Origin of the sequence: Candidatus Solincola tengchongensis (assembly GCF_015711935.1) — a bacterium.
GTDB classification, from domain to species: Bacteria; Actinomycetota; Geothermincolia; order Geothermincolales; family RBG-13-55-18; genus Solincola_A; species Solincola_A tengchongensis.
This window is the reverse complement of the sequence record NZ_MU158682.1, coordinates 55,641-74,880: the sequence shown is the minus strand read 5'-3', so window position 1 is coordinate 74,880 and position 19,240 is coordinate 55,641. Positions and strand designations below refer to the sequence as shown.

15 protein-coding genes, 1 tRNA gene and 1 pseudogene are annotated in these 19,240 nt (G+C 62.7%); 7 read left to right on the top strand and 10 right to left on the bottom strand.

The window, feature by feature from the left end; translation table 11 throughout:
• Window positions 1-56 precede the first annotated feature (56 nt).
• The 3 genes from H7007_RS13365 (at window position 57) to H7007_RS13355 (ending at window position 1,160) form a co-directional block, all read left to right on the top strand.
• A tRNA-Ala gene (locus tag H7007_RS13365) sits at window positions 57-131 on the top strand.
• Window positions 132-438: 307 nt separating this feature from the next.
• Window positions 439-753: a hypothetical protein gene (locus tag H7007_RS13360; protein ID WP_287155846.1), complete on the top strand. Its 315-nt coding sequence runs from the start codon at window positions 439-441 to the stop codon at window positions 751-753.
• Window positions 754-821: 68 nt separating this feature from the next.
• Window positions 822-1,160 carry a hypothetical protein gene (locus tag H7007_RS13355; RefSeq protein WP_287155845.1) on the top strand — a complete coding sequence of 113 codons (339 nt, stop codon included), beginning with the start codon at window positions 822-824 and terminating at the stop codon, window positions 1,158-1,160.
• A 211-nt stretch (window positions 1,161-1,371) separates the two neighbouring features.
• On the opposite strand, the gene H7007_RS13350 is transcribed toward H7007_RS13355, so the two are convergent.
• Together H7007_RS13350 and rd are read right to left on the bottom strand one after the other, a co-directional pair.
• Complete coding sequence (locus tag H7007_RS13350) at window positions 1,372-2,571, bottom strand: FprA family A-type flavoprotein (protein ID WP_287155844.1); 1,200 nt, start codon at window positions 2,569-2,571, stop codon at window positions 1,372-1,374.
• Between the two features lie 546 nt (window positions 2,572-3,117).
• Complete coding sequence (gene rd / locus H7007_RS13345) at window positions 3,118-3,276, bottom strand: rubredoxin (protein ID WP_287155842.1); 159 nt, start codon at window positions 3,274-3,276, stop codon at window positions 3,118-3,120.
• A 664-nt stretch (window positions 3,277-3,940) separates the two neighbouring features.
• Between rd and H7007_RS13340 the strand changes: the two genes are divergently transcribed.
• The 3 genes from H7007_RS13340 (at window position 3,941) to H7007_RS13330 (ending at window position 7,088) form a co-directional block, all read left to right on the top strand.
• Window positions 3,941-4,930: a 2-hydroxyacyl-CoA dehydratase subunit D gene (locus H7007_RS13340; RefSeq protein ID WP_287155841.1), complete on the top strand. Its 990-nt coding sequence runs from the start codon at window positions 3,941-3,943 to the stop codon at window positions 4,928-4,930.
• A gap of 340 nt (window positions 4,931-5,270) precedes the next feature.
• A complete protein-coding gene (locus H7007_RS13335; RefSeq protein ID WP_287155840.1) occupies window positions 5,271-6,548 on the top strand; it encodes a 2-hydroxyacyl-CoA dehydratase subunit D in 1,278 nt (425 codons plus the stop codon).
• A gap of 264 nt (window positions 6,549-6,812) precedes the next feature.
• The gene (locus H7007_RS13330) at window positions 6,813-7,088 is read left to right on the top strand and encodes a GyrI-like domain-containing protein (protein WP_287155839.1); all 276 of its coding nucleotides are present in this window, start codon (window positions 6,813-6,815) and stop codon (window positions 7,086-7,088) included.
• A gap of 265 nt (window positions 7,089-7,353) precedes the next feature.
• Here the strand turns inward: H7007_RS13330 and H7007_RS13325 are convergent, their stop codons facing one another.
• The 7 genes from H7007_RS13325 to H7007_RS13295 all read right to left on the bottom strand — a co-directional run bounded on the left by H7007_RS13325 (window position 7,354) and on the right by H7007_RS13295 (window position 17,051).
• Entirely contained in the window at window positions 7,354-9,114 is a 1,761-nt protein-coding gene (locus tag H7007_RS13325) for an NAD+ synthase (protein WP_287155838.1), read from the bottom strand.
• Between the two features lie 177 nt (window positions 9,115-9,291).
• Window positions 9,292-10,629, bottom strand: coding sequence for a glutamine synthetase family protein (locus H7007_RS13320; RefSeq protein WP_502754858.1), 1,338 nt, complete (start codon window positions 10,627-10,629; stop codon window positions 9,292-9,294).
• 251 nt (window positions 10,630-10,880) lie between these two features.
• Window positions 10,881-11,219 carry a P-II family nitrogen regulator gene (locus tag H7007_RS13315; RefSeq protein ID WP_287155836.1) on the bottom strand — a complete coding sequence of 113 codons (339 nt, stop codon included), beginning with the start codon at window positions 11,217-11,219 and terminating at the stop codon, window positions 10,881-10,883.
• A gap of 5 nt (window positions 11,220-11,224) precedes the next feature.
• On the bottom strand, window positions 11,225-12,646 hold the full coding sequence (locus tag H7007_RS13310; RefSeq protein ID WP_287155834.1) for an ammonium transporter: 1,422 nt from the start codon (window positions 12,644-12,646) through the stop codon (window positions 11,225-11,227).
• Between the two features lie 583 nt (window positions 12,647-13,229).
• Entirely contained in the window at window positions 13,230-13,514 is a 285-nt protein-coding gene (locus H7007_RS13305; protein WP_287155832.1) for a ferredoxin family protein, read from the bottom strand.
• On the bottom strand, window positions 13,511-15,013 hold the full coding sequence (locus tag H7007_RS13300) for an NAD(P)/FAD-dependent oxidoreductase (protein ID WP_287155830.1): 1,503 nt from the start codon (window positions 15,011-15,013) through the stop codon (window positions 13,511-13,513). The genes H7007_RS13305 and H7007_RS13300 overlap by 4 nt, the downstream gene beginning before the upstream one ends.
• 364 nt (window positions 15,014-15,377) lie before the next feature.
• Window positions 15,378-17,051 (bottom strand): FAD-binding oxidoreductase, encoded by a 1,674-nt coding sequence (locus H7007_RS13295; RefSeq protein ID WP_287155828.1) that lies wholly within the window; start codon window positions 17,049-17,051, stop codon window positions 15,378-15,380.
• 178 nt (window positions 17,052-17,229) lie between these two features.
• Here H7007_RS13295 and H7007_RS13790 point away from each other — a divergent pair.
• Window positions 17,230-17,745, top strand: a pseudogene (locus H7007_RS13790) (nucleotidyltransferase domain-containing protein); the annotation flags it as partial.
• Between the two features lie 319 nt (window positions 17,746-18,064).
• On the opposite strand, the gene H7007_RS13290 reads toward H7007_RS13790, so the two are convergent.
• Complete coding sequence (locus H7007_RS13290; RefSeq protein ID WP_287155826.1) at window positions 18,065-18,730, bottom strand: winged helix-turn-helix transcriptional regulator; 666 nt, start codon at window positions 18,728-18,730, stop codon at window positions 18,065-18,067.
• Window positions 18,731-19,240: the final 510 nt, after the last annotated feature.

The following is a 19,240-nucleotide window of genomic DNA, read 5'->3' as shown; positions in this document are numbered from 1 at the left end:
GATCGAACGGCCGGTGCGCGAGCTCGAGCGGTCTGCTAAAATAATCCCTGCCCGGAGGGGCCGTAGCTCAGCGGGAGAGCGCTGCCTTCGCACGGCAGAGGTCGTGGGTTCAAATCCCATCGGCTCCACCACCGCCAGGCCGGCCAAGAGACCTTGGCCGGCTTTACCTTTTCCCTTGCCGCCCCGCCGGAGGCACTCCCCGGATGCCCCGACCGCATGACGCGGAGCAAAGCCCAACGCCACCGGGTGAACCGGGCGCAAGAGCCGATGGTAAACTTTTTCCATTCCCCCATCTCCCTAAAGGGGTCCCCGCCGCCTGCCGATTCCTTGACTCAGACGGAGAGGGCACCGAGGCTGGGCCGGCGGGCTTCTTGATTTCGGCGCCGGAGCCATTATCATTTTGAGCATAAGAAGGTCCGGACGGGAAGGTGCGCGAGTATGGTGGATTTTCTGCAGGTGCTGAACGATTATTACATCCGGAACCGGAACAAGCGCATCAAACGCGAGTTCATGGAAGTCCTTTCCAAGGACGTGGAACAGCTATCCGGGCCCCAGAGATACATCTACGAGATCTACATCGAGCCCAATCTCTCCGTCCTCCAGGAGGCCCTCTACGAGGCCTTCTGCCAGGCCGACCGCCCCCTCGATGAGTGGCGTGCGGCCGTACTGGAAAACCCTCCCAGCATCATCAACCACGTGGCCAAGAAGACCCTGGTGCGGGCCATCCGGGAGAGCGAGACCGGGCAGGCTTGAACCGGGTAAAGCCTTTGCATGCCGCTGTCGATAACTGACCGTGGGCGACGACCAGTCCGGAGGTGAAGGTGAGAAGGACGATCCTTGTTGTCCCGGCAGTTTTCCTCGTCGTCATCGCGATGCTCGCCGTGGGATGCGGCGGCGGTGGCCAACCCGCCGGTGAAACCGCACCGGGAGCCCAGGCCGGTACGAGCTCTCCCGTCGGGCAGGCGGAGGTCGCCGCCTGCGCCGCCAACCGGCGCGCCATCTCCTCCGCGGCCCAGCAGTACCAGGCGGTGAAGGGACAGGCCCCGTCCTCCATTCAGCAGCTGGTACCCGAGTTCCTGCCCAGCATCCCCGCCTGCCCCTCCGGGGGTACCTACACCCTGTCCGGCACGCGGGTGGTGTGCTCCGTGCACGGTTCCTGAGATAGAGGGTGGGAGGGGGCTCCAGGGCCTGGAGGACCCTCTTCCTATGCTGGTTTTCCGGGATTGGGACCCCTTCGACCCCTCTCCGCGGGGTCAAGGGCCAAGGGCATCGCGATGCAGAGCCTCTCCGGTCGAACCGACAGCCTCGTGAGTCTGGCTCCGGGCTCGCAAAGGCCCGGCCTTGCCCCCGCGGGAAGCGCTCGGGGCCTCTTCAGCCCCCCTTTTCCCGAAGGGAACGCGCCAGCCTCTTCCCCATCTCCACCGCCTCCTCCAGATCCCCCTCGGTAGGGACCAGGTTCACCCGTAGGGGCTCCTCCTCTACCTTGAACTTCAGGCCCCGTAGTCTCTCGGCGATGAGCTTGGGGGCCTCTCCGCTCCAACCGTATGACCCGAAGGCGGCGCCCACCTTTCCCTTGAGGTTGAGGGTGGCAAGGTGGGAGAGGAGATACCAGACCGGCTCCACGGCATCCCCGTTGATGGTCGCCGAGCCCACGGCGATGCCGTCGGCGGCCTCGATGCGGTCGATCATCAGGCCCAGTTCGGTAGCGGCCACATCCATCACCGTGACCCTCACACCCTCGGAGCGCGCGCCCTCGGCGATCTTCTCCGCCAAGGCAGCGGTGTTGCCGTAGGCACTGGCATAGAACACCAGTAGCTTCTTCTCCTCATCGGGAGCCGGGTGTGAGCTCCACTGCCGGTACTTATCCATGTAGGCCCGGGGGTTGGAACGTAAAACGGGGCCGTGGCTGGGAGCCACTATGCGCGGGTTCAGCCTCTCCACCTTGTCCAGGGCCTCGAGCACGTATTTTTTAAAAGGCCGGAAGATGACCATGTAATAGTACTCAAAGGCATGCGAGTAATCGTCCACCAGGTCGTCGAAGAGGCGATCGTCGCAGTAATGGGCCCCGAGGAAATCGCAAGTGAAAAGGATCCCATCCTTTTCCAAATAGGTGAACATGGTATCCGGCCAGTGCAGGAAGGGAGCGTGGACGAAGCGCAGGACGACCCCCTTGCCCAGGTCCAGGGTATCCCCATCCTGAACCAGGATAGGCTCCACGTCACGGTTGAGGATGTTCTTGACGAAGTTGCGACACTGGCGGTCGCATACCACCTGGGCGTTGGGTGCTTCACGCAGGAAGCGGTCCAGAGAGCCGGAGTGGTCCGGTTCGGTGTGGTTGACGATAACGTAAGATACATCGGCAGGGTCCACTATGGATCTCACGTTCTCCAGGAATTCCTCGTAGAAGGTCGCCTTCACTGTGTCCACAACGGCTATCTTCTCGCCCTCCGTCAACAGGTAGGAATTATAGGTGGTGCCGTGGTCCGCCTTCATGATGATGTCGAAGACCCTGAGCTGCGGATCGAGGACTCCCACCCAGTGTACACCCTCGGTTATCTCCACCGGCCGCATGACAACCTCCTCGCTCTATTGTTCACCTCGACCCTCAATCCCCCGTCCGTTGACCGCCTCACCGCCCTCTTCGGGCTCCAGGCGGAGCTGGGCAGGGATGCGTGTCTCTTTTCGGTGCGCGTCTCCCTTCGGGTGACCCCCATGCACCGCGGAGGGCGCATGTCCGTCCCGCGATCGAACGCCGCCTCTCCACCATGCCACCCGTTCAGAGCAGGAAGGCCACGTCTGGGGATGGCCGGCGTAACCGCGGCCGCCCCCAACGGGTACCTCCGCCAACCCCTGAACGGCCGACTTCCCGGAGAAGGACACCCTATCCGTTAGCCCCCGGGTATCCGCAGGTTCCTTGTCCCCCGAAGAACGCCCTGCGGGCGCCCGCGCAAACAGTACGCATGGATACCATCCAGCCGCTTCCCGCCTGAGAATGCTGCGCAGGATCGCCACCCGCTCTGACCGCCCTTGCGGAAGGTGGCAGGGCTCCCTTGAGGCCCGCGCTCCCGAATCCTCAAACCATCAACGCCCCTGATCGGCAAAACCCCTGCACGTGGCTCAGATCTTCTCGAACATGTCCTTGTCGGCTCCGCACTGGGGGCATACCCAGTCGTCCGGAAGGTCCTCGAAGGGCGTCCCGGGCTCGATACCGCCGTCAGGGTCTCCCTTTTCCGGGTCATAGACGTAGCCGCAGACCGTGCATTCGTACTTGTCCATCCCTTCCTCCTTTATGCCTCCCGCCCCTCTCCGCAGGGCTTCCTTTTCCTGCCCGGCACGCGCCGGTAGATTGACTAGACCGCCCACGCCGCCATCCTCGCGTGAAGCGGCCCGGCAGCTCGCCTCCCACCGGAAGATCGGTGATTCCCGGCGGGAGGGCGCAACGAATATAATATATATACCCGCCCTCCGGACAAACTAACGGGCGGGAGGCGAGGGCCGACGGGCGGATAGCGAGGCGAGGAGCCGGGAGATGAGCGGGCGGGAGATGGCCTGGTTCTGCGCTTACACACCGGTGGAGGTACCTGCGGGAATATACCCGCCCTCCGGACAAACTAACGGGCGGGAGGCGAGGGCCGACGGGCGGATAGCGAGGCGAGGAGCCGGGAGATGAGCGGGCGGGAGATGGCCTGGTTCTGCGCTTACACACCGGTGGAGGTACCTGCGGGAATATACCCGCCCTCCGGACAAACTAACGGGCGGGAGGCGAGGGCCGACGGGCGGATAGCGAGGCGAGGAGCCGGGAGATGAGCGGGCGGGAGATGGCCTGGTTCTGCGCTTACACACCGGTGGAGGTACCTGCGGGAATATACCCGCCCTCCGGACAAACTAACGGGCGGGAGGCGAGGGCCGACGGGCGGATAGCGAGGCGAGGAGCCGGGAGATGAGCGGGCGGGAGATGGCCTGGTTCTGCGCTTACACACCGGTGGAGGTACTGATGGCCGCCGGATTCCGGCCCGCGCGGCGGTTCGGGGACCCACACGGCTTGGAGGCGGCGGACACGCATCTGCACCCGGCTCTGTGCCCCTACGTCCGGGCCTGCCTGGCCCAGGCCCTAGATCGTCGCCCACCGCACCACGCCGTCTTCGTCAATTGCTGTGACGGGATGCGCCGCCTTTACGACGCCTGGAAGGTGCTCTTCCCAGAATCCTTCACTTTCCTCATGGACCTCCCCCGCAGGACGGATTACCGGGGAAGGGAGATGCTGGTGATGGAGTTCCGGCGGCTGCTTTCCAGCCTTGAGGAATTCGCCGACGTCGATGTCACGGCGGACGACCTTCGGCAGGCCTGCCGGGAATACCACGAGTTGCGGCTCTCCTACCGGCGCTCCGCAGAGGGGACGGACGGCTCGGCAAGAGTCGAGCTTGCCCAGTACATTCAGGAGACCTGCGCCCCGGTCGAGAAGGTGGGGGACTGGGGAAACGGTGTACCCGTGCTCCTAACCGGGAACCTTCTCAACCCCCAGGGGCTGATCTCCGCACTTCAGCGAGCGGGCGCCCGTGTGGTTTGGGCGGACCTGTGCAACGGGGACCGGCCCTTCACCGCCCATGAGCCGGTGGAGGGGGAGGATATTCCGCGAATACTGGAGGCACTGGCGGCGCAGTACCTGGAGCGCCATCCCTGCGCCAGGATGGTGGAGAGGGAGAGGAGGTACCGGCTCCTGCTGGAGAGGATCAGGGAATGCGGCGCGAGGGGAGTGGTCTACGCCTCCCTCAAGTTCTGCGATTCCTACCTCTACGATTTCCCACAGTTGAGGGAGAGGCTGAGGGAAGAGGGAATCCCCCTTTTGCGCCTGGAGAGCGATTACGCGGACGGACACGCCGGGCAGCTCCTCACGCGCATAGAGGCCTTCCTGGAGATGATCGCCGAATGAGCATGGCGTCTATGAAGGGCTTCGGCATGGGCGTGCCGGCAGGAGCCCGCAAAACCCGGAAAGCCCACTATGCTGGTACCGAGTGCCGGGGTGGGAGGAAGGGCGAAACGGGAAAGGGAATGCAGCTCTCCGCATCAAGGGAGGTCTGCGAAGTGGCAGCGGAGAGAAGACGACCACCCGCCTCTGTGGCCGGGACAGACGGCCCTCCGCTTCCGTCCCGGAAACGCAAGGCGTCTCTGAAAACCGCCTGGAAATCGGGGGTTCACGCGGCAGATCGCCAAAAAGCCCGCGAGTGAGAGGCCGAGAGCGGCCGAGAAGAGTTGCGAACGAGGCGAGGAGCATGAAAAAGGACACCGACAGCGAAAACGGTTTGCTGGAGGCGATAAAGGAGCGCTATCTGGAGAGGCTCTCCCCGGAGATCTTCCGCTCCCGCATCTTCTGGAAGACGGTGGAGGGGCTCTCCCGCTCTCCACTCAACCGCCCGCAGTGGAGGGCGGACCGCGTCTCCCTGGCCCATTTCATCCGCTCCACACGGGACGCCTACCTGCGCCGCGCCCCCGTGGTGTGGTGCAACCTGCTGGTCCCCAGTGAGCTCGTCCACGGCCTGGGGTGCCTGCCCTTCTATCCCGAGATGGCCGCCGCGGTGGTCGCCTCCGCCGGCCTGGCTCCCCGCTTTATCGACCGCGCCGTTGAGGAAGAATTTTCCAATGATGCCTGCTCCTACCACCGTTGCCTCTTGGGATGCGCGGTGGAGGGCTTTCTCCCCGAGCCGGACCTGCTCCTTTCCGTGAACTACCCCTGCGATTCCGCGGTGCTCTCCTTCGCCTTCCTCTCCGGGCTCTACGGCGTGCCCCACCTGGTGGTGGACGTCCCCCTTCCCGGGCAGGGGGAGGGCCTCTCCCTCCTCGCCGGACAACTCGAGGAGGCGGCGGCGGAGATGGCCCGTCTCTCCGGGCGGAACCGCGATGCGGTGCTCAAGGGCCTGGCGGAAGCCATAGAGCTTTCCAACCGGGCCCTCGTGTACCTCAGGCGGGTGGAGGAGATGCGCAAGCGCGACGACTGCACCTTGGACGGCAAGGACGCCATGGGCAACCTAAGCGTCCTGGCCGGCTGCATGGGGAGCGAGACCGGGGTGGAGTTCTACCGCCTCCTGGCGGAGGAGCTGGAGGAGCGCGGCTGCCGGGGGCCGAGCTCCCTGCGCATCATGTGGATGCACTTGAAGCCCTGGTACGCGCAGTCCATCTTCCAGTGCCTGGAAAGGCACGGCGCGCGCCTGGTGTGCGAGGAATACACTCACGCCACCTGGGAGCTTATGGACCCCGGCGAGCCCTTCGCCTCCCTGGCCGCCAAGCTTCTGAGCCATTTCCTGGTGGGCCCGGCGGAGAGAAGGGCCGCCCACCTGGCCCGCCTGGCCGAGGAATACCGCGTGGACGGCGCCATCCATTTCAACCACTGGGGATGCCGGCAGAGCTGTGCAAGCGCTCCCGTAGTGAAGATGGCTCTCCAGGAGAAAGGCGTGCCCGTCCTGATCATCGACGGCGACTGCGTTGACCGACGTGAGTACCAGGAGGGCCAGATATCCACCCGCTTGGAGGCCTTCCTGGAATCCATCAAATAGGTATCCTCGTACGCGACTTCTCGAGATGTCCGTTCCTCTTCACCTGCTTCCAACTGACCCCAAGATACCCGGCGGACCCCTCTATATATCATTCAGGATGATAGAGCCTACCGCTTCATGGCGATCGCATATCCCTATCCTCTCGAATGCAATACCGCCGATGATAAAGACATCGGGGTGCCGGTTACGTTACACTTGGTTTCGCAAGAACATCTTCCGCGCCAATCCCGTGAACGACGAATCTTCGCCTTAAAGGAGGTAGCTATGAGGCCGCTGGAACCGCCGGAGGAGATAAAGAGGATGGCGGAGACGGGTGAAGTGGGGGTGAAGACCGTCCCCGCCACGGAAGTGGCCTTCCTGGTGCACAAGGGCCCCCACTCCGGGTTGCAGGATTCCTTCCTCAAGCTCATGCGCTGGGTGGCGGAGAACGGCTACGAGCTCATGGGCCCCGGGGAGGCGGTCTTCCACAACGACCCGGTTACCGTGAGATCCGAGGAGGAATTGATCACCGAACTGCGGTTCCCGGTACGGAAGAAGTGACGGCCGTAAATATGGGGGGTTCTTTCCTACCGGTTCCAGACGCGACGCAGAGCCCAACCGCGGGATCTACCATGAATTGGCACAAGACATGCAGAACGCCGGCTATTGCCTGGCTCGAAGGCAGGAAGGCAGCCCTTGAAGACTCCGTTCTCCACCGAGCCGCCCTTGGCCCGCAACAATAATAGGTAGTCTACGCATTCCGTTCAACAGGGCAGAATGGGCTGCCCTTTGTCAGGAATCACCGCAGTGCTCTCATCAGACTCCTCTACACTTGCAGCTTGCGGGATGAAAACGGGCGATGCCCGCTTATGGGGAGGCGCCAGTCGCGGCCGAAAGCGCGAGGGGTTATCTTTATCCCCACCGGAGCCTGGCGCCTCTTGTACTCGTTGGCGTCCACACGCCTGACGACCTCATCGACCAGCTCGCGGTCATGCCCCCTGCGTACCATCTCCTCCACGGAAAGGCCCTCTTCGATGTAATCCTGAAGGACGGGGTCCAGCACTTCGTAAGGCGGCAGGGAATCGCTGTCCTTCTGGCCCTCGTGGAGTTCCGCCGTGGGCTCGCGGGAGATGACCGGCTCGGGTATCACTTCCCGCTTCTCTCGGTCGTTTATGTACCGGCAGAGCCTGTAGACGTCCCGCTTCAGGAGGTCCTTGATCACCGCGAACCCACCGGCCATATCCCCGTAAAGGGTGCAGTATCCCATGGACAGCTCGCTCTTGTTACCCGTGGCCAGGACCAGCCATCCTCTCGCGTTGGAGATGCCCATGAGGATGTTTCCCCGGATGCGGGCCTGAAGGTTCTCCACGGCCAGGGATTCCCCTTCTCCGCGCAGGCTCGGCCCTGCTTCCCGTAGATACGATTCCAATATCCCATCTATGGGATATTCTTCCATCTCGATTCCGAGTGCCCTTGCCAGCCTCACCGCCCCCTCGCGGGAAAGCCCCGAGGTATAGCGGGAGGGCATGAACACCCCGTGCACACGCTCCTCGCCCAAAGCCATGGTCGCCAGGGTCGCCACCAGGGAGGAATCCACCCCTCCGGACAGCCCCACGACAACGTCCTCGAAGCCGTTCTTGCGCACGTAATCGCGGAGCCCCAAGATGATCGCCTGCAATATCTCCTCCTCTTCTTCTCCCTGCTCCGCAACGTCATACTCAGAAAGGAAAGGGCGCTCTCCGTCCGGCCTACCTCGTTGTTTGCCGACCGAGAGGACCCTCGTCGTCCCGCGGAGAGCGCCCCGGCGCGCGTAACGATGAAGCGGGGTCGTCAACCGCTTTCCAGCCAATCCCGCCGTGTCGACGTCACAGATGAGGAGGTACTCCAGAAACCGGGGGGCCGAGGCGATCCTCGACCCATCGGGGTGAACGATCATGGACCCCCCGTCGAACACCAACTCGTCCTGGCCGCCAACCGCGTTGACGTAAGCGAGGATGACCCAGTTGTCCGAGGCGCGGGAGCACAGCATCCTCTCGCGCAAGGACTGCTTTCCTCTCTGGAAGGGGGAGGAAGAGATGTTCACCACCAGATCCGCTCCTCCGTAGGCCACCTCCTTCTCCAGAGGCCCACCAGGATACCATATGTCCTCACAGACGGTGATGCCCACACGCACACCACCGATGACGAGGACCAGGCCCTCCTCCTCGGGGGCGAAATACCGGGCCTCGTCGAAGACCCCGTAATTGGGGAGGAAGTTCTTGTGATACCAGGCCACGACCTTGCCCCGATGCAGGACCGCTGCGGCATTAAAAAGATCCCCGTCGAAACGCAACGAACCCACGATAGCAGGAGTATCCCGTACCTCCGCGGCCAGCCGTTCAACGGCCATCATGTTCTCCGCGAGGAAGTCCACCTTCAGAAGCAGGTCCTCGGGAGGATATCCGCAGAGGGCCAGTTCGGGGAAGCAGACAAGGTCCGCTCCCGCCTCTTCCGCCTCCCTAAGGAAACGCAGGATGAGCTCCGCGTTGCCCTCCAGGTCCCCCACCGTGGTGTTCACCTGGGCCAGGGCCAGCCTTATCGTCTTCACCCTCGACCTCCTCCCGGGCCTTTGACGTCTGTATGATGAGGGCTTTCCGCCGTTTCCTGCAGGTCTTGCGGGTGTCTGCGATGCTGTTGCCGAGAACCCTCAGCCGGTATCAACTGCCGAAACCGGTGGGAACATGACGTGCACAGGTCCCTTCCGCCATCGTCTTGATCGCTTCCTTCAGAGCACCGGCAGGTACTGGGCCATCTCCCATTCAGTGACCTGGGCGCGGTAACGCTCCCACTCGATCTTCTTGTTCTCGATGAGGGTGTGGAAGACCTCGTCTCCCAGCGTCTTACGCAGGAGCTCGCTCTTCTCCGCTATCTGGATGGCCTCGTAGAGGTCCTCCGGTAGCTGCCCTATGCCCAGCTCCTCCCGCTCCTCTTCGCTCATCTCGTACACGTTGCGGTCCACCATAGGGGGCAGCTCGTAGTCGTTGATGATGCCCTCCAGCCCGGCGGCCAGCATGCAGGCGAAGGCCAGGTATGGGTTGCAGGCCGGGTCTGGGGAGCGGAACTCGATGCGCGTGGCCTTCTCCTTTCCCGGCTTGTATTCCGGAACCCGGATGAGGTCGGAACGGTTGCGCACCGCCCAGGTGAGATAGACCGGCGCCTCGTAACCGGGGACCAGGCGCTTGTAGGAGTTGACCCACTGGTTGCAGACCAGGGTTATCTCCGGGGCATGGCGGAGCAGCCCGGCGATGAACTTTTTGGCGATGTCCGAGAGATGGTGCTCGTCGTCGGGGTCGAAGAAGGCGTTGCGGTCGCCCTGGAAGAGGGACATGTGGGTGTGCATGCCGCTCCCGTTCTCCCCGAAGAGGGGCTTGGGCATGAAGGTGGCATAGACCCCGTTGAGCAGGGCGATCTCCTTGACCACCAGCCGGAAGGTCATGGCGTTGTCGGCCATGGTCAGGGCGTCGGTATAGCGCATGTCTATCTCGTGCTGGCTGGGGCCCACCTCGTGATGACTGTACTCCACGCCTATCCCCAGCTCCTCCAGGGCGATGACCGTGTCCCGGCGCAGGTCGCTGGCCACGTCCAGCGGGGTGAGGTCGAAGTAACTGCCTCTGTCCAGCACCTCCGGGGACTCCGGGGATTTAAAGTAAAAATATTCCAGTTCTGGCCCCACGTAGAAGGTGTAGCCCATCTCCGCAGCCCGGGCCAGGTTGCGCTTCAGGATGTAGCGCGGGTCGCGCTCATAAGGCTCGCCGCCCGGCCTCAGGATGTCGCAGAACATGCGACCCACGGCGTTGTGTTCCCGCGGCCTCCAGGGAAGGATGGCGAAGGTGCTGGGATCGGGCATGGCGATCATGTCGCTCTCGTCGATGCGCGCATAACCCTCGATGGAGGACCCGTCGAAGCCCATCCCGTCCTCCAGGGCCTCCTCCAGCTCGCCGATGGTTATGGCGAAGCTCTTGAGGAAGCCCAGGATGTCCGTGAACCACAGGCGGATGAACCTCACATCGTTCTCTCGCGCCGTCTTGAGTACGTATTCCTTGTCCTTGGTTGTCATCTGCATACCTCCTTCTTACGTCCTTCCTTTACTCGAGCAAAACCTCACATATCGGGAAGCCCCTTCGGCGGTCCGTGCATCTGATATGCCAGTTGCTATCGAGCTTCCCGCACCCGGAGACAAGCCTCTTGCTGCCGTTCCTCGTCGCCGTCGCTCGGGAACCGTCTTCCGAATAGGTCCTCAAGGCGTCGTCTCCTCCTCGATCCCATTTTCCCAACCCCTTGTTTCGTCCGTTTTTCCGGAATGTTACGTCTTCGTTAAATGGCCTGAAAGCCGGACTCCCCGGTGCGGATGCGCACGGCGTCCGCTACCTCGTAGACGAAGATCTTGCCGTCGCCTGTGGCGCCCGTCCGGCCCGCCCTAATCAGGGCCCTGATCACCTTCGCCAGGTCCTCATCAAGAACCACGACTTCCAGTTTGAGCTTGGGAAGAAATTCCAACCGATATTCAGATCCCCTCCACATCTTGGTCACCCCCTTCTGCCTCCCATGTCCCCTCACCTCGGTCACCGTCACCCCCGGGTAGCTCAGCCCTCTAAGCTCTCCCAGCACCGCTTCCAGGCGCTCCGGCCTTATTACGGCCTCGATCTTTTTCATCTTGCTCACTCCTCGTACTCATATGACTTGGTCGCCTGCAGGGCAACGATGCTCGGAGTTCTCATGATCAGGCATCGCTCGTCGGAGTAGGCGGAAACCCCCATCTCGTGGACGTCCAGGCCGTCCACCTCCTCCTGCGGAGCGACCCTTATGCCTTGCCATCTGTCCTGCAGGCGGAAGAAAAGATAGGAGAGACCGAAGACGAGGGCCGCGCACACCAGGGCACCGATTGCCTGGGCGGCGAGCTGGCCAGCGTCACCGAAGAACAACCCCCTAACTCCACCATCAACCCCGTTCAGGCCACTCCCGTAGGTACCGTCTGCGAAAAGGCCCAGGGCCAATAGGCCCCACAGACCGTTGAAACCATGGACGGCCACCGCTCCCACCGGATCGTCCACGCCGAATCTCTCCAGGACGAATACTCCCTCACACACCAAGATCCCGGCCACGGCCCCGATCAACAGCGCCGCCCAAGCGGGGACAAAAGCGCAGGGCGCGGTCACAGCCACCAGGCCGGCGAGCATACCGTTAGCGGTCATCGAGGGGTCCGGTTTTCCCATCTTCTTCCATATATAGAACATGGCGGAGAGGCAGCCCGCACAGGCGGCCAGAAGCGTGTTCACCGCCACCACTGCCAGCCTGAGGTCCCCGCCGTTGAGCGTGCTGCAAGCGTTGAAACCGAACCAGCCGAAGACCAGTATGATTACCCCGATTATGGCCATGGGTAGATTATGGCCCGGGATGGCATGCGCTCTGCCTTCGGAATCGAAACGCCCGATACGCGGGCCTATGACCATGGCGCCCGCCAGGGCACAGAGCCCTCCCACGGCATGAACCACCGAGGACCCGGCGAAGTCAACGACACCATGGCCAAGCCCGAGATTGGCACCCAGCCGGGAAAGCCAGCCTCCCCCCCATACCCAATGTCCGTAAACCGGGTAAAGGAACATGGACATGAACAGCCCGTAGACGAGGAAGGCCTTGAACCTCCACCGTTCGGCCATCGCTCCGGTGACAATGGTGGCCGCGGTGTCCATAAACACCACCTGGAAGAGAAAGAAGAGGAACACGCCCACATCGTACACACCCTTCCCCGAGAGCGCGAACCCCTTCAAACCGAACAGCGACCATCCCCTCACCGGCTCGAATCGGATACCGAGTATCTCCTTGCCTCCCAGCACGGTAAGCGGCCCCACGCCTCCGAACATCAAAGCGTACCCCATCAGGAAAAAGCCCACCGTTCCCACGGCGAATATGGTGAAGTTGGTCATCATCACGTGGACCGCGTTGCGCTCCTGCGTGAATCCCGTTTCCACCATCGCGAACCCCGCCTGCATGAAGAAGACCAGGATCGCTCCCAGGAATACCCAGATGAAATTGATGGCGATCTTGTTGTGGCCTACCTCCTGTTGGAGGTCAGCGCTCACGTCCTGCTCGCCTCCCGTGCTTTCTCCACTGGAGTCGGCGACAGCTTTCGAGTCTGCGAAAAGAACGGCAAGTAATATGAGGCACAGCAAAACGACGAAAATAAATAGGCTGATTCGGTTTTTGAATGAGATCAAGGCAACCACCTCCTCCAGAAATGAATTATTCCTGACTCCAATGTAGGGAGGCTATGTTTCCGAAGTTTTATAGCGGAGTTAAATCTCCGTTACGGATGTGTTGCCGGTAGGTTAAATCCTGCCCTCGATGCAATTCGGCGTCAGATCATACACGTCTTTCCCCGGCACGCCTCTAGTGGAATCTCCCTTGAGCTTCCCATTGATGGCCTCAAACGCGGGCTGGACGGCCAGGGCCGAGGCATCCAAGAGCAAGGGTTGCCGGCAGGCCACCCCATACGGTTTTACCGTGGATAAGAAGCGTTCAAAGGTATTTCTTAATTAGCCCGAGGAATGAAAAACGGAATGGCAATAGTTTCAATGTAATAGTTTCAATGTGATATATTTGCCTAGCGAGACAGCGAAGCTCCTTGATAGGACGCCCCTTTACTCTCAGCTCCGGACGTCTGACTCATCCGTACTCGATCACCACTCCGGTCCCGCCCCTGGGGTAGGAGAAGTCGATGGCCTCCCGCTCGCATATCTCCCAGCAAGAGGCGCATTCCAGGCACAGCTCCCGGTACCGTGGAGCCAGCCGCGCCTTCCCCTCCTTCACCGACCACAGCTTGAAGGGGCAGATCACGGCGCACAGCCCGCAGCCGTCGCATTTCTCCGGGTCATAGGATATGAAATCGCCCGTCTTATCCGCGTCCACGCGTTTGACGAGGCTCTTGAAATCTATCCTCCCCTCGCTCATCTCCTCTCACCACCTCGCTTCTCCAGGCTCCCCCTGGGAAGGGGGGCATCCTGTTCCGCCGTGGGGTCCAGGAATGGCGCCAGTTGCCCGAACAACCTGGCCATGACCCGGAAGTAATTCCGGTCCGAGAGGTTCCTGAGCACCGGTATCCTCGGCTTGAGCATCAGGAGTATCCTCTTCACGTTGCTGGGCCAGACGCCCCTGGCCAGAGGGGCGAGATAGGTCCTTCCGAAGTCGGAGAACTGCGGCGCCAGTTCCAGAAAATGCCTCAGGTGGTGGTTGAAGCAATCCATGTGGGCATCCGCCCAGTCGAAGACGATGGAGAAGGGCTGGAGCATGGTGAACTCCAGCATCAACTGGAGCTGCTCCAGAGCCTTTTCCCGGTTCATGATGGCACCTTCCCAGATGTCCACGAACTCCTCGCCGAACTCGTGTTCCTTTCCCAGGAAAGAGGCCTTCCATCTCTTCTCGTATTCGCTCAGCGCGTTCTCTGAGACGTCGCCGCGGGATATGGCCCAGGCGGCGGTCTCCGCGGCGATCTTCCCCGAGTAACAGGCGTGCCAGACGCCCTCCGCCTCCAGCGGGCAGGGGAACCCGGCCGCGTCGCCCACCAGCATCATGCCGCCGGTATAGGACTTGACCGGCCTCTTCAGCCAGGGGAGTAGATGGGCCTGGAACTCCCTCGGCCTGGCCTTCACCGCCCGGCACATGGCCTGGAAGGCGGGCACGTCTATGAGGGATTTAAGATCGTCATGCCGGCGGTATCCCTTCAGGTCCCTGTCCAGCCAGCCTCCGCCCACGGAGATGTGGAAGCTGCTCCGGAAGTTCACCTGGTATCCCACCGCCCCGCCGAACCAGCACCATTCGGCATCCCCGATGACGTCGTCCATCATCTCCTCGTCGCAGGCGTAATCCAGCTGGAGGACGTTGGTGCACCCGCCGCCCCAGCGGTTGCGCATCCCCGATCTGCGCGCCATGGTGGACATGGCCCCGTCGGCGGCGATGACCACCTCGGCATACACTGGCTCCCCCCTCTCCGTGCGCACGCCTTTGACCTGTCCGTTCTCCATGATGACGTCGGTCACCAGGGTGGAGGTACGCAGCTCCGCCCCCGCCTTCACCGCCAGCTCGGCCAGATAGGGATCGAGGTCCATCCTGTAGACGCTGGCACCTTCCATGCCCTTTCGATTGGGAAAGCGTCCGGCACAGAGGTCGGAGCCGTTGGTTCCGCAGCGGAAGCGGAGGCGCAGGTCCTCGTCGACCATGTTGATGACCACCATCTCCACCTTGCGGTAGGAGGGCATCCTGGTCACCGCCTCCATGACCTCCGGGAAGTCGCGCCACCACCTCTGCCCCAGGCCGCATCCCGAGGAGTTCTTCTCCCCCGGCTTGCGGCCCCGCTCGAAGAAGACGGTCCTCAGCCCCGCCTCGGCGGCGGTCTTGGCGGCGTAGGACCCACCCGGTCCGGCCCCGACTACCACCACATCCCACTTTTCCACCGGTGAATCACCTCCCCCACGATTAAAAGGACGGAGCGCGTTTCCCGCACCTGCCCCAGCCTGCGGGCACACCGTTCAACCCCCGATAAACCCTCATGGTTCCGGAACCCATCGGACATGCGCATATATGACGCGGTCCCCGGCTCCACGATGCCTTGGGAGGTCGCTTTCGCTCAACCGTCGCCCATCTCCCTCGACATCTCCTCTGGCGTCTTTTTTCCTTCCTGTGCTTGGCGCCTTCATATCCATATGTCATAATTTACCAGTCTGATTCCTTCCTCCTTCGCTTCGCAGCCGCCATGCCATACTTCATGCAAACACCGTCCCGCTCCGACGGCGGCGGCAGCAAAGGGATAGGCGCCCTCTAGGCGGGAGGGCCCTCCTCCGTCCAGGACCTCTCGGCGATAAGCCGGTCGAGCCTGGCCTTCAGCTCCGGCTCCACCTTGGAGAAGTCGAACTCGCCCTCGTCGCAATACTCGCCGGTATCGGCCGCACGGCGGGGATCCACGGCGGAGGATATCCTCTTCTGCCACTCGTTGTAGTGGCCCATCATCGGGCTTATGGTCTTCCGCAGGCGGGCGTCGCAGGAGGAGAGGGGCTCCATGCACTTCTCGATGGCGGCGATGGAGAACTCGATGAACATGGGGGCCAGCGACTCAAGATGCTTCGGGTTGCCGGCGTCGTACTGCCAGACCTCCTCGCAGTGTGCCCAGGCGTTGTTCTCGTACAGGGCCATGAAGGGATTGTCTCCCAGGTCGTCCAGGATCCCCCCGCGGGCTATCCACTTGCGCTTGATCTCCTCGCCGATCTCCGACCAGTCAAGCTGGGTATCCCAGGTCTCGTTGCGGTCCAGGGCGCTGCTGAATATCCCGCCCATCCTGAAGACCATGGGGATGGCCGTCACGCGGAGGAAGTTCATGAGCATCATGGGGCCCATGGCCGGGGTGCCCATGATCTCCAGCGACATCCCCTGGTGCTCGGCTATTATCTCCTTCAGCGCGGCCTCCTGGAACTCCGTCTCCTCCCTGGTGTTCCCCACCAGCATGATGACGAATGTCCCCTTGAGGGCGTCGTTCAAGACCCTGCGCAGGTAGGAGGTGGCGGTTATCCTCCTCAGGAGGTGCGGCCCGATGGTGTAGATGAAGGCGGCGATGGACGTCCTGGTGGCCAGGTATCCTAGTTCCGTCTCCCCTATCTTGTACACCGCGTCCGCCAGGCGTCTCCTGTCCGGGAATACGCAGAGGTGGAACCTGACGTTCTTCGGGACTTTGGCCTGCGCGTCGAGGAGAAGGCCCTCCGTCTCCACGCGCGGCGGTCCCGGCCAGTTGTAGAGCTTTATCGCTCCCTTGGTGAAAACCCCCAGCCCGCCCAGGGCCCCGGTGGAACCTCGCGTCAGGCCCCGCAGCGAGGGGCCCGGCCCGTCTCCGGAGAACCAGCCGTTACCGGAACCCAGGGTCCCTAGCCTGAGCGTCTCCCCGTCCGGCAGAACCCATTCCACCCCCAGAACGTTCCTGGCGCTGTAGCTCATGTAGATGCTGTCCCACCCCACCCCCCAGCCGGAGGTGGCGCTGGCCAGCGGGGAACACACCGGGCCCGCACCGATGATGTGGGTGTTCAGGCCCACCTTCATGGCCTCGGCCTGAAGCTGGGCGCCGCACACGCAGGGTTCCACCACCGCGTACATGTTCCGCTCGTCGATGTCCAGGATACGGTCCATCCTGCGCAGGTCGATCTGGACCACGTTGTCGTAGGTCACGGCGCTGAAGATCCCCCAACCGGTGGCGAAGGCCTTGAACTTCAGGCCATGACGGTTGCATGTCCTCACCACCTCGCGGACCTCCTCGGCACTGGAGGGGAGCACCACGGCCACGGGCCGCTTGACCCACTTGGCCGGGTCCTCGTTCCCCATGGGCTGCCATGCATAGCCGTCGAGCACCCCCGGTTCCCTGGACACGTTCTCCCTTCCCACAATATCTTCCAGTTCCTGGTAAGCGACGTCGGAGATCTCCTCTGCCCCGCTGACGTTCAATCCGTCCATGGCCATCCCCCCGTTCCGCATAGGATCACCACACCGCCGATTTCAACGCGCTGCCGCCCGGACATGCCCGTCCTCCGAGCGCCGCGTGGCACCATTAGAGGACGACGCGACGATTGCCGGAATTCGATGGCAGCGATTACCGCCGCCCTTGGTCTGGATGTAGCCCCACCTTTAGGAGATGTGGTATGAGGTTTTCGTAAGAGGCAACGACCGTTCCCGTTCTTCTAATCCCGTCCCTTTCGCCAACCGTTCCCCTGCCTGGATCCGGTGGGAAGATCCTCACTCCACTTCACAGGAGACGTTGTTCCTTTTCCTCAGCCATCCCCCCTCCCCTTTTCTCATTTCCATACAAAACGAAAATTTTTATATTGTCAAGGGAAAGGGGCGCTTATCGTATTCCCCCCCTTCACCCCCACGGTCTCGACAATGGGAAAGCCGGCCGGTTGCTGCTACCGCAAGACGGCCTCGAAAGCGGTTGATACAGCGGATAAGGTCCTGTGGTTCTGTCGGGAGCATATGGCTTGACGGCGGCGAGACGGCCGAGAGGCTGAGATCACCGGCCTGGAGACTGAAGGCCTCCTGCCCCGAGGTCAGGGAGATTAGGCTGGTGGGCTCCATCGCCCGAGGAGACCACACCGGCACCAGCGATTCGGATATCCGCGCCTTCCTCGGCCGGAGCGAAGAAAAGCCGGTGGAAAGGCTGAAGCGGTGTCTACCCTTCTTCGAGCTCGAAGTCGCGGTGGATGCGCTGTCCCTGACCGAGACGGAACCGGCCGCCTTGGGAGCAGGGGCGCAGGGGGCAACCGGAGCCCCCTCGAGAAGAGCATCCCTCTCGCCTTATCGCCTGGTGGACAAGGCCCTGTCGCGTGGCCGCAGCGGGGAAGAGAAGCCCAAGGGCCTCACGCCGCACAGCCGGAAGGCGCACGAGCGTGCCTCCGGCACGGGTAGGGGCGGCGATCAACCGCCGGTGCCTGCAGGAGCCGGAATCCCGGCCCGAGCCATGAAGGAAAGGTTCAGGAAGGATCCACGCCCAAGGGCTCGAACGCGTAGCCCACTCCCCGGATGGTCCGTATGTACGTCCGGCCCTCACGTTCTATCTTGGAGCGGATGCGGCGAATGTGCACGTCCACGGTCCTGGTCCCGCCGAAATAGTCGTAACCCCATACCTGCTCCAGGAGGACCTCGCGGGTGAATACCTTTCCGGGGCGGGAGGCCAGGAAACGGAGCAGCTCGAACTCCTTGAAGGTCAGTTCCACGGGAGTGCCGTCCACCCTCACCTGGTAGCGGTCCTCGTCTATGACCAACCCGCGCGAGGGGACCGTCCCCTTGCCCTCCCCGGCCAACCTCCTGACCCGTGCCCTTATCTCCTCGGCTGTCGAACCGGCGAGCACGAAATCGTCCACCGGGGCTTCCCCCGTCACCTCCGCCAACTGGTCGAGGCGGAGCACGGCCAACACCTTCACCCCTTCGGGCAGAGAGCTCCTGAGGCCCGACATCCGGCCCTGCCATTCGCTCCCCTCGTCCGCCAGGTCCAACACGAGTACCTCCCCCTCTACCGGCTCTTCCTCCCGGGGCCGGTAAACGGCGGTCTGGTAATCGCCCTCCAGGGACTCGCGCAGCAGCTTCTCTCGAGGTCCTTGACTGGAAATATATACCTTCACCGGTACCCCCGCTCTCATGGGCTCATCTCTAGGATATACGAAAAAGCCGCTGTGGCACAGGATGCGCCGGGTTCAGCGGCCAGGCTCTGGCGCAGCCCGGTTCGCCTGCCAAGCTTCGGGGGATCGAGTGGCGAAATCCCGCGGACGCCTTTCCTCCAGCCCGGAGGCGGAAGGGTCCCCCGGCAACCCCACTCCATGGAGCTCACGCGAAAAGGCGCCATCCGCAAGCCCGGCCCGGTTGTCGTTTCGGGTTCCACGCACCGCCCGCCGGGGTGGTCGGCCATGGATGGACTTCCGCTTCCGCGCATCGTTCCCGCTCTTTGGGTCCGTGTTCGAGACGGCGTCACTCAAGTGGGGTTGGGTGTCGCATCCGGCGCCACCGTGGACGGGGGAGGAAATCCTCCCGGGGCTCAATACGCGTAGAGTCCACCGAAGGGGCGGTGGGACCGGGCGTATATCTTGAGGAAATCGGAGCCCATTATGGACGCGGCGTCGGCGGCGAAATAACCCGCGTACTCCTCCACGAAG

Bases quoted from the DNA above. Each gene is read 5' to 3' on its own strand.
- H7007_RS13320 (WP_502754858.1), bottom strand. From the start codon at position 10,629: ATGCAGATGACAACCAAGGACAAGGAATACGTACTCAAGACGGCGCGA.
- H7007_RS13295 (WP_287155828.1), bottom strand. From the start codon at position 17,051: ATGGACGGATTGAACGTCAGCGGGGCAGAGGAGATCTCCGACGTCGCT.
- H7007_RS13330 (WP_287155839.1), top strand. From the start codon at position 6,813: ATGAGGCCGCTGGAACCGCCGGAGGAGATAAAGAGGATGGCGGAGACG.
- H7007_RS13340 (WP_287155841.1), top strand. From the start codon at position 3,941: ATGAGCGGGCGGGAGATGGCCTGGTTCTGCGCTTACACACCGGTGGAG.
- H7007_RS13360 (WP_287155846.1), top strand. From the start codon at position 439: ATGGTGGATTTTCTGCAGGTGCTGAACGATTATTACATCCGGAACCGG.
- H7007_RS13290 (WP_287155826.1), bottom strand. From the start codon at position 18,730: ATGAGAGCGGGGGTACCGGTGAAGGTATATATTTCCAGTCAAGGACCT.
- H7007_RS13350 (WP_287155844.1), bottom strand. From the start codon at position 2,571: ATGCGGCCGGTGGAGATAACCGAGGGTGTACACTGGGTGGGAGTCCTC.
- rd (WP_287155842.1), bottom strand. From the start codon at position 3,276: ATGGACAAGTACGAATGCACGGTCTGCGGCTACGTCTATGACCCGGAA.
- H7007_RS13315 (WP_287155836.1), bottom strand. From the start codon at position 11,219: ATGAAAAAGATCGAGGCCGTAATAAGGCCGGAGCGCCTGGAAGCGGTG.
- H7007_RS13305 (WP_287155832.1), bottom strand. From the start codon at position 13,514: ATGAGCGAGGGGAGGATAGATTTCAAGAGCCTCGTCAAACGCGTGGAC.
- H7007_RS13335 (WP_287155840.1), top strand. From the start codon at position 5,271: ATGAAAAAGGACACCGACAGCGAAAACGGTTTGCTGGAGGCGATAAAG.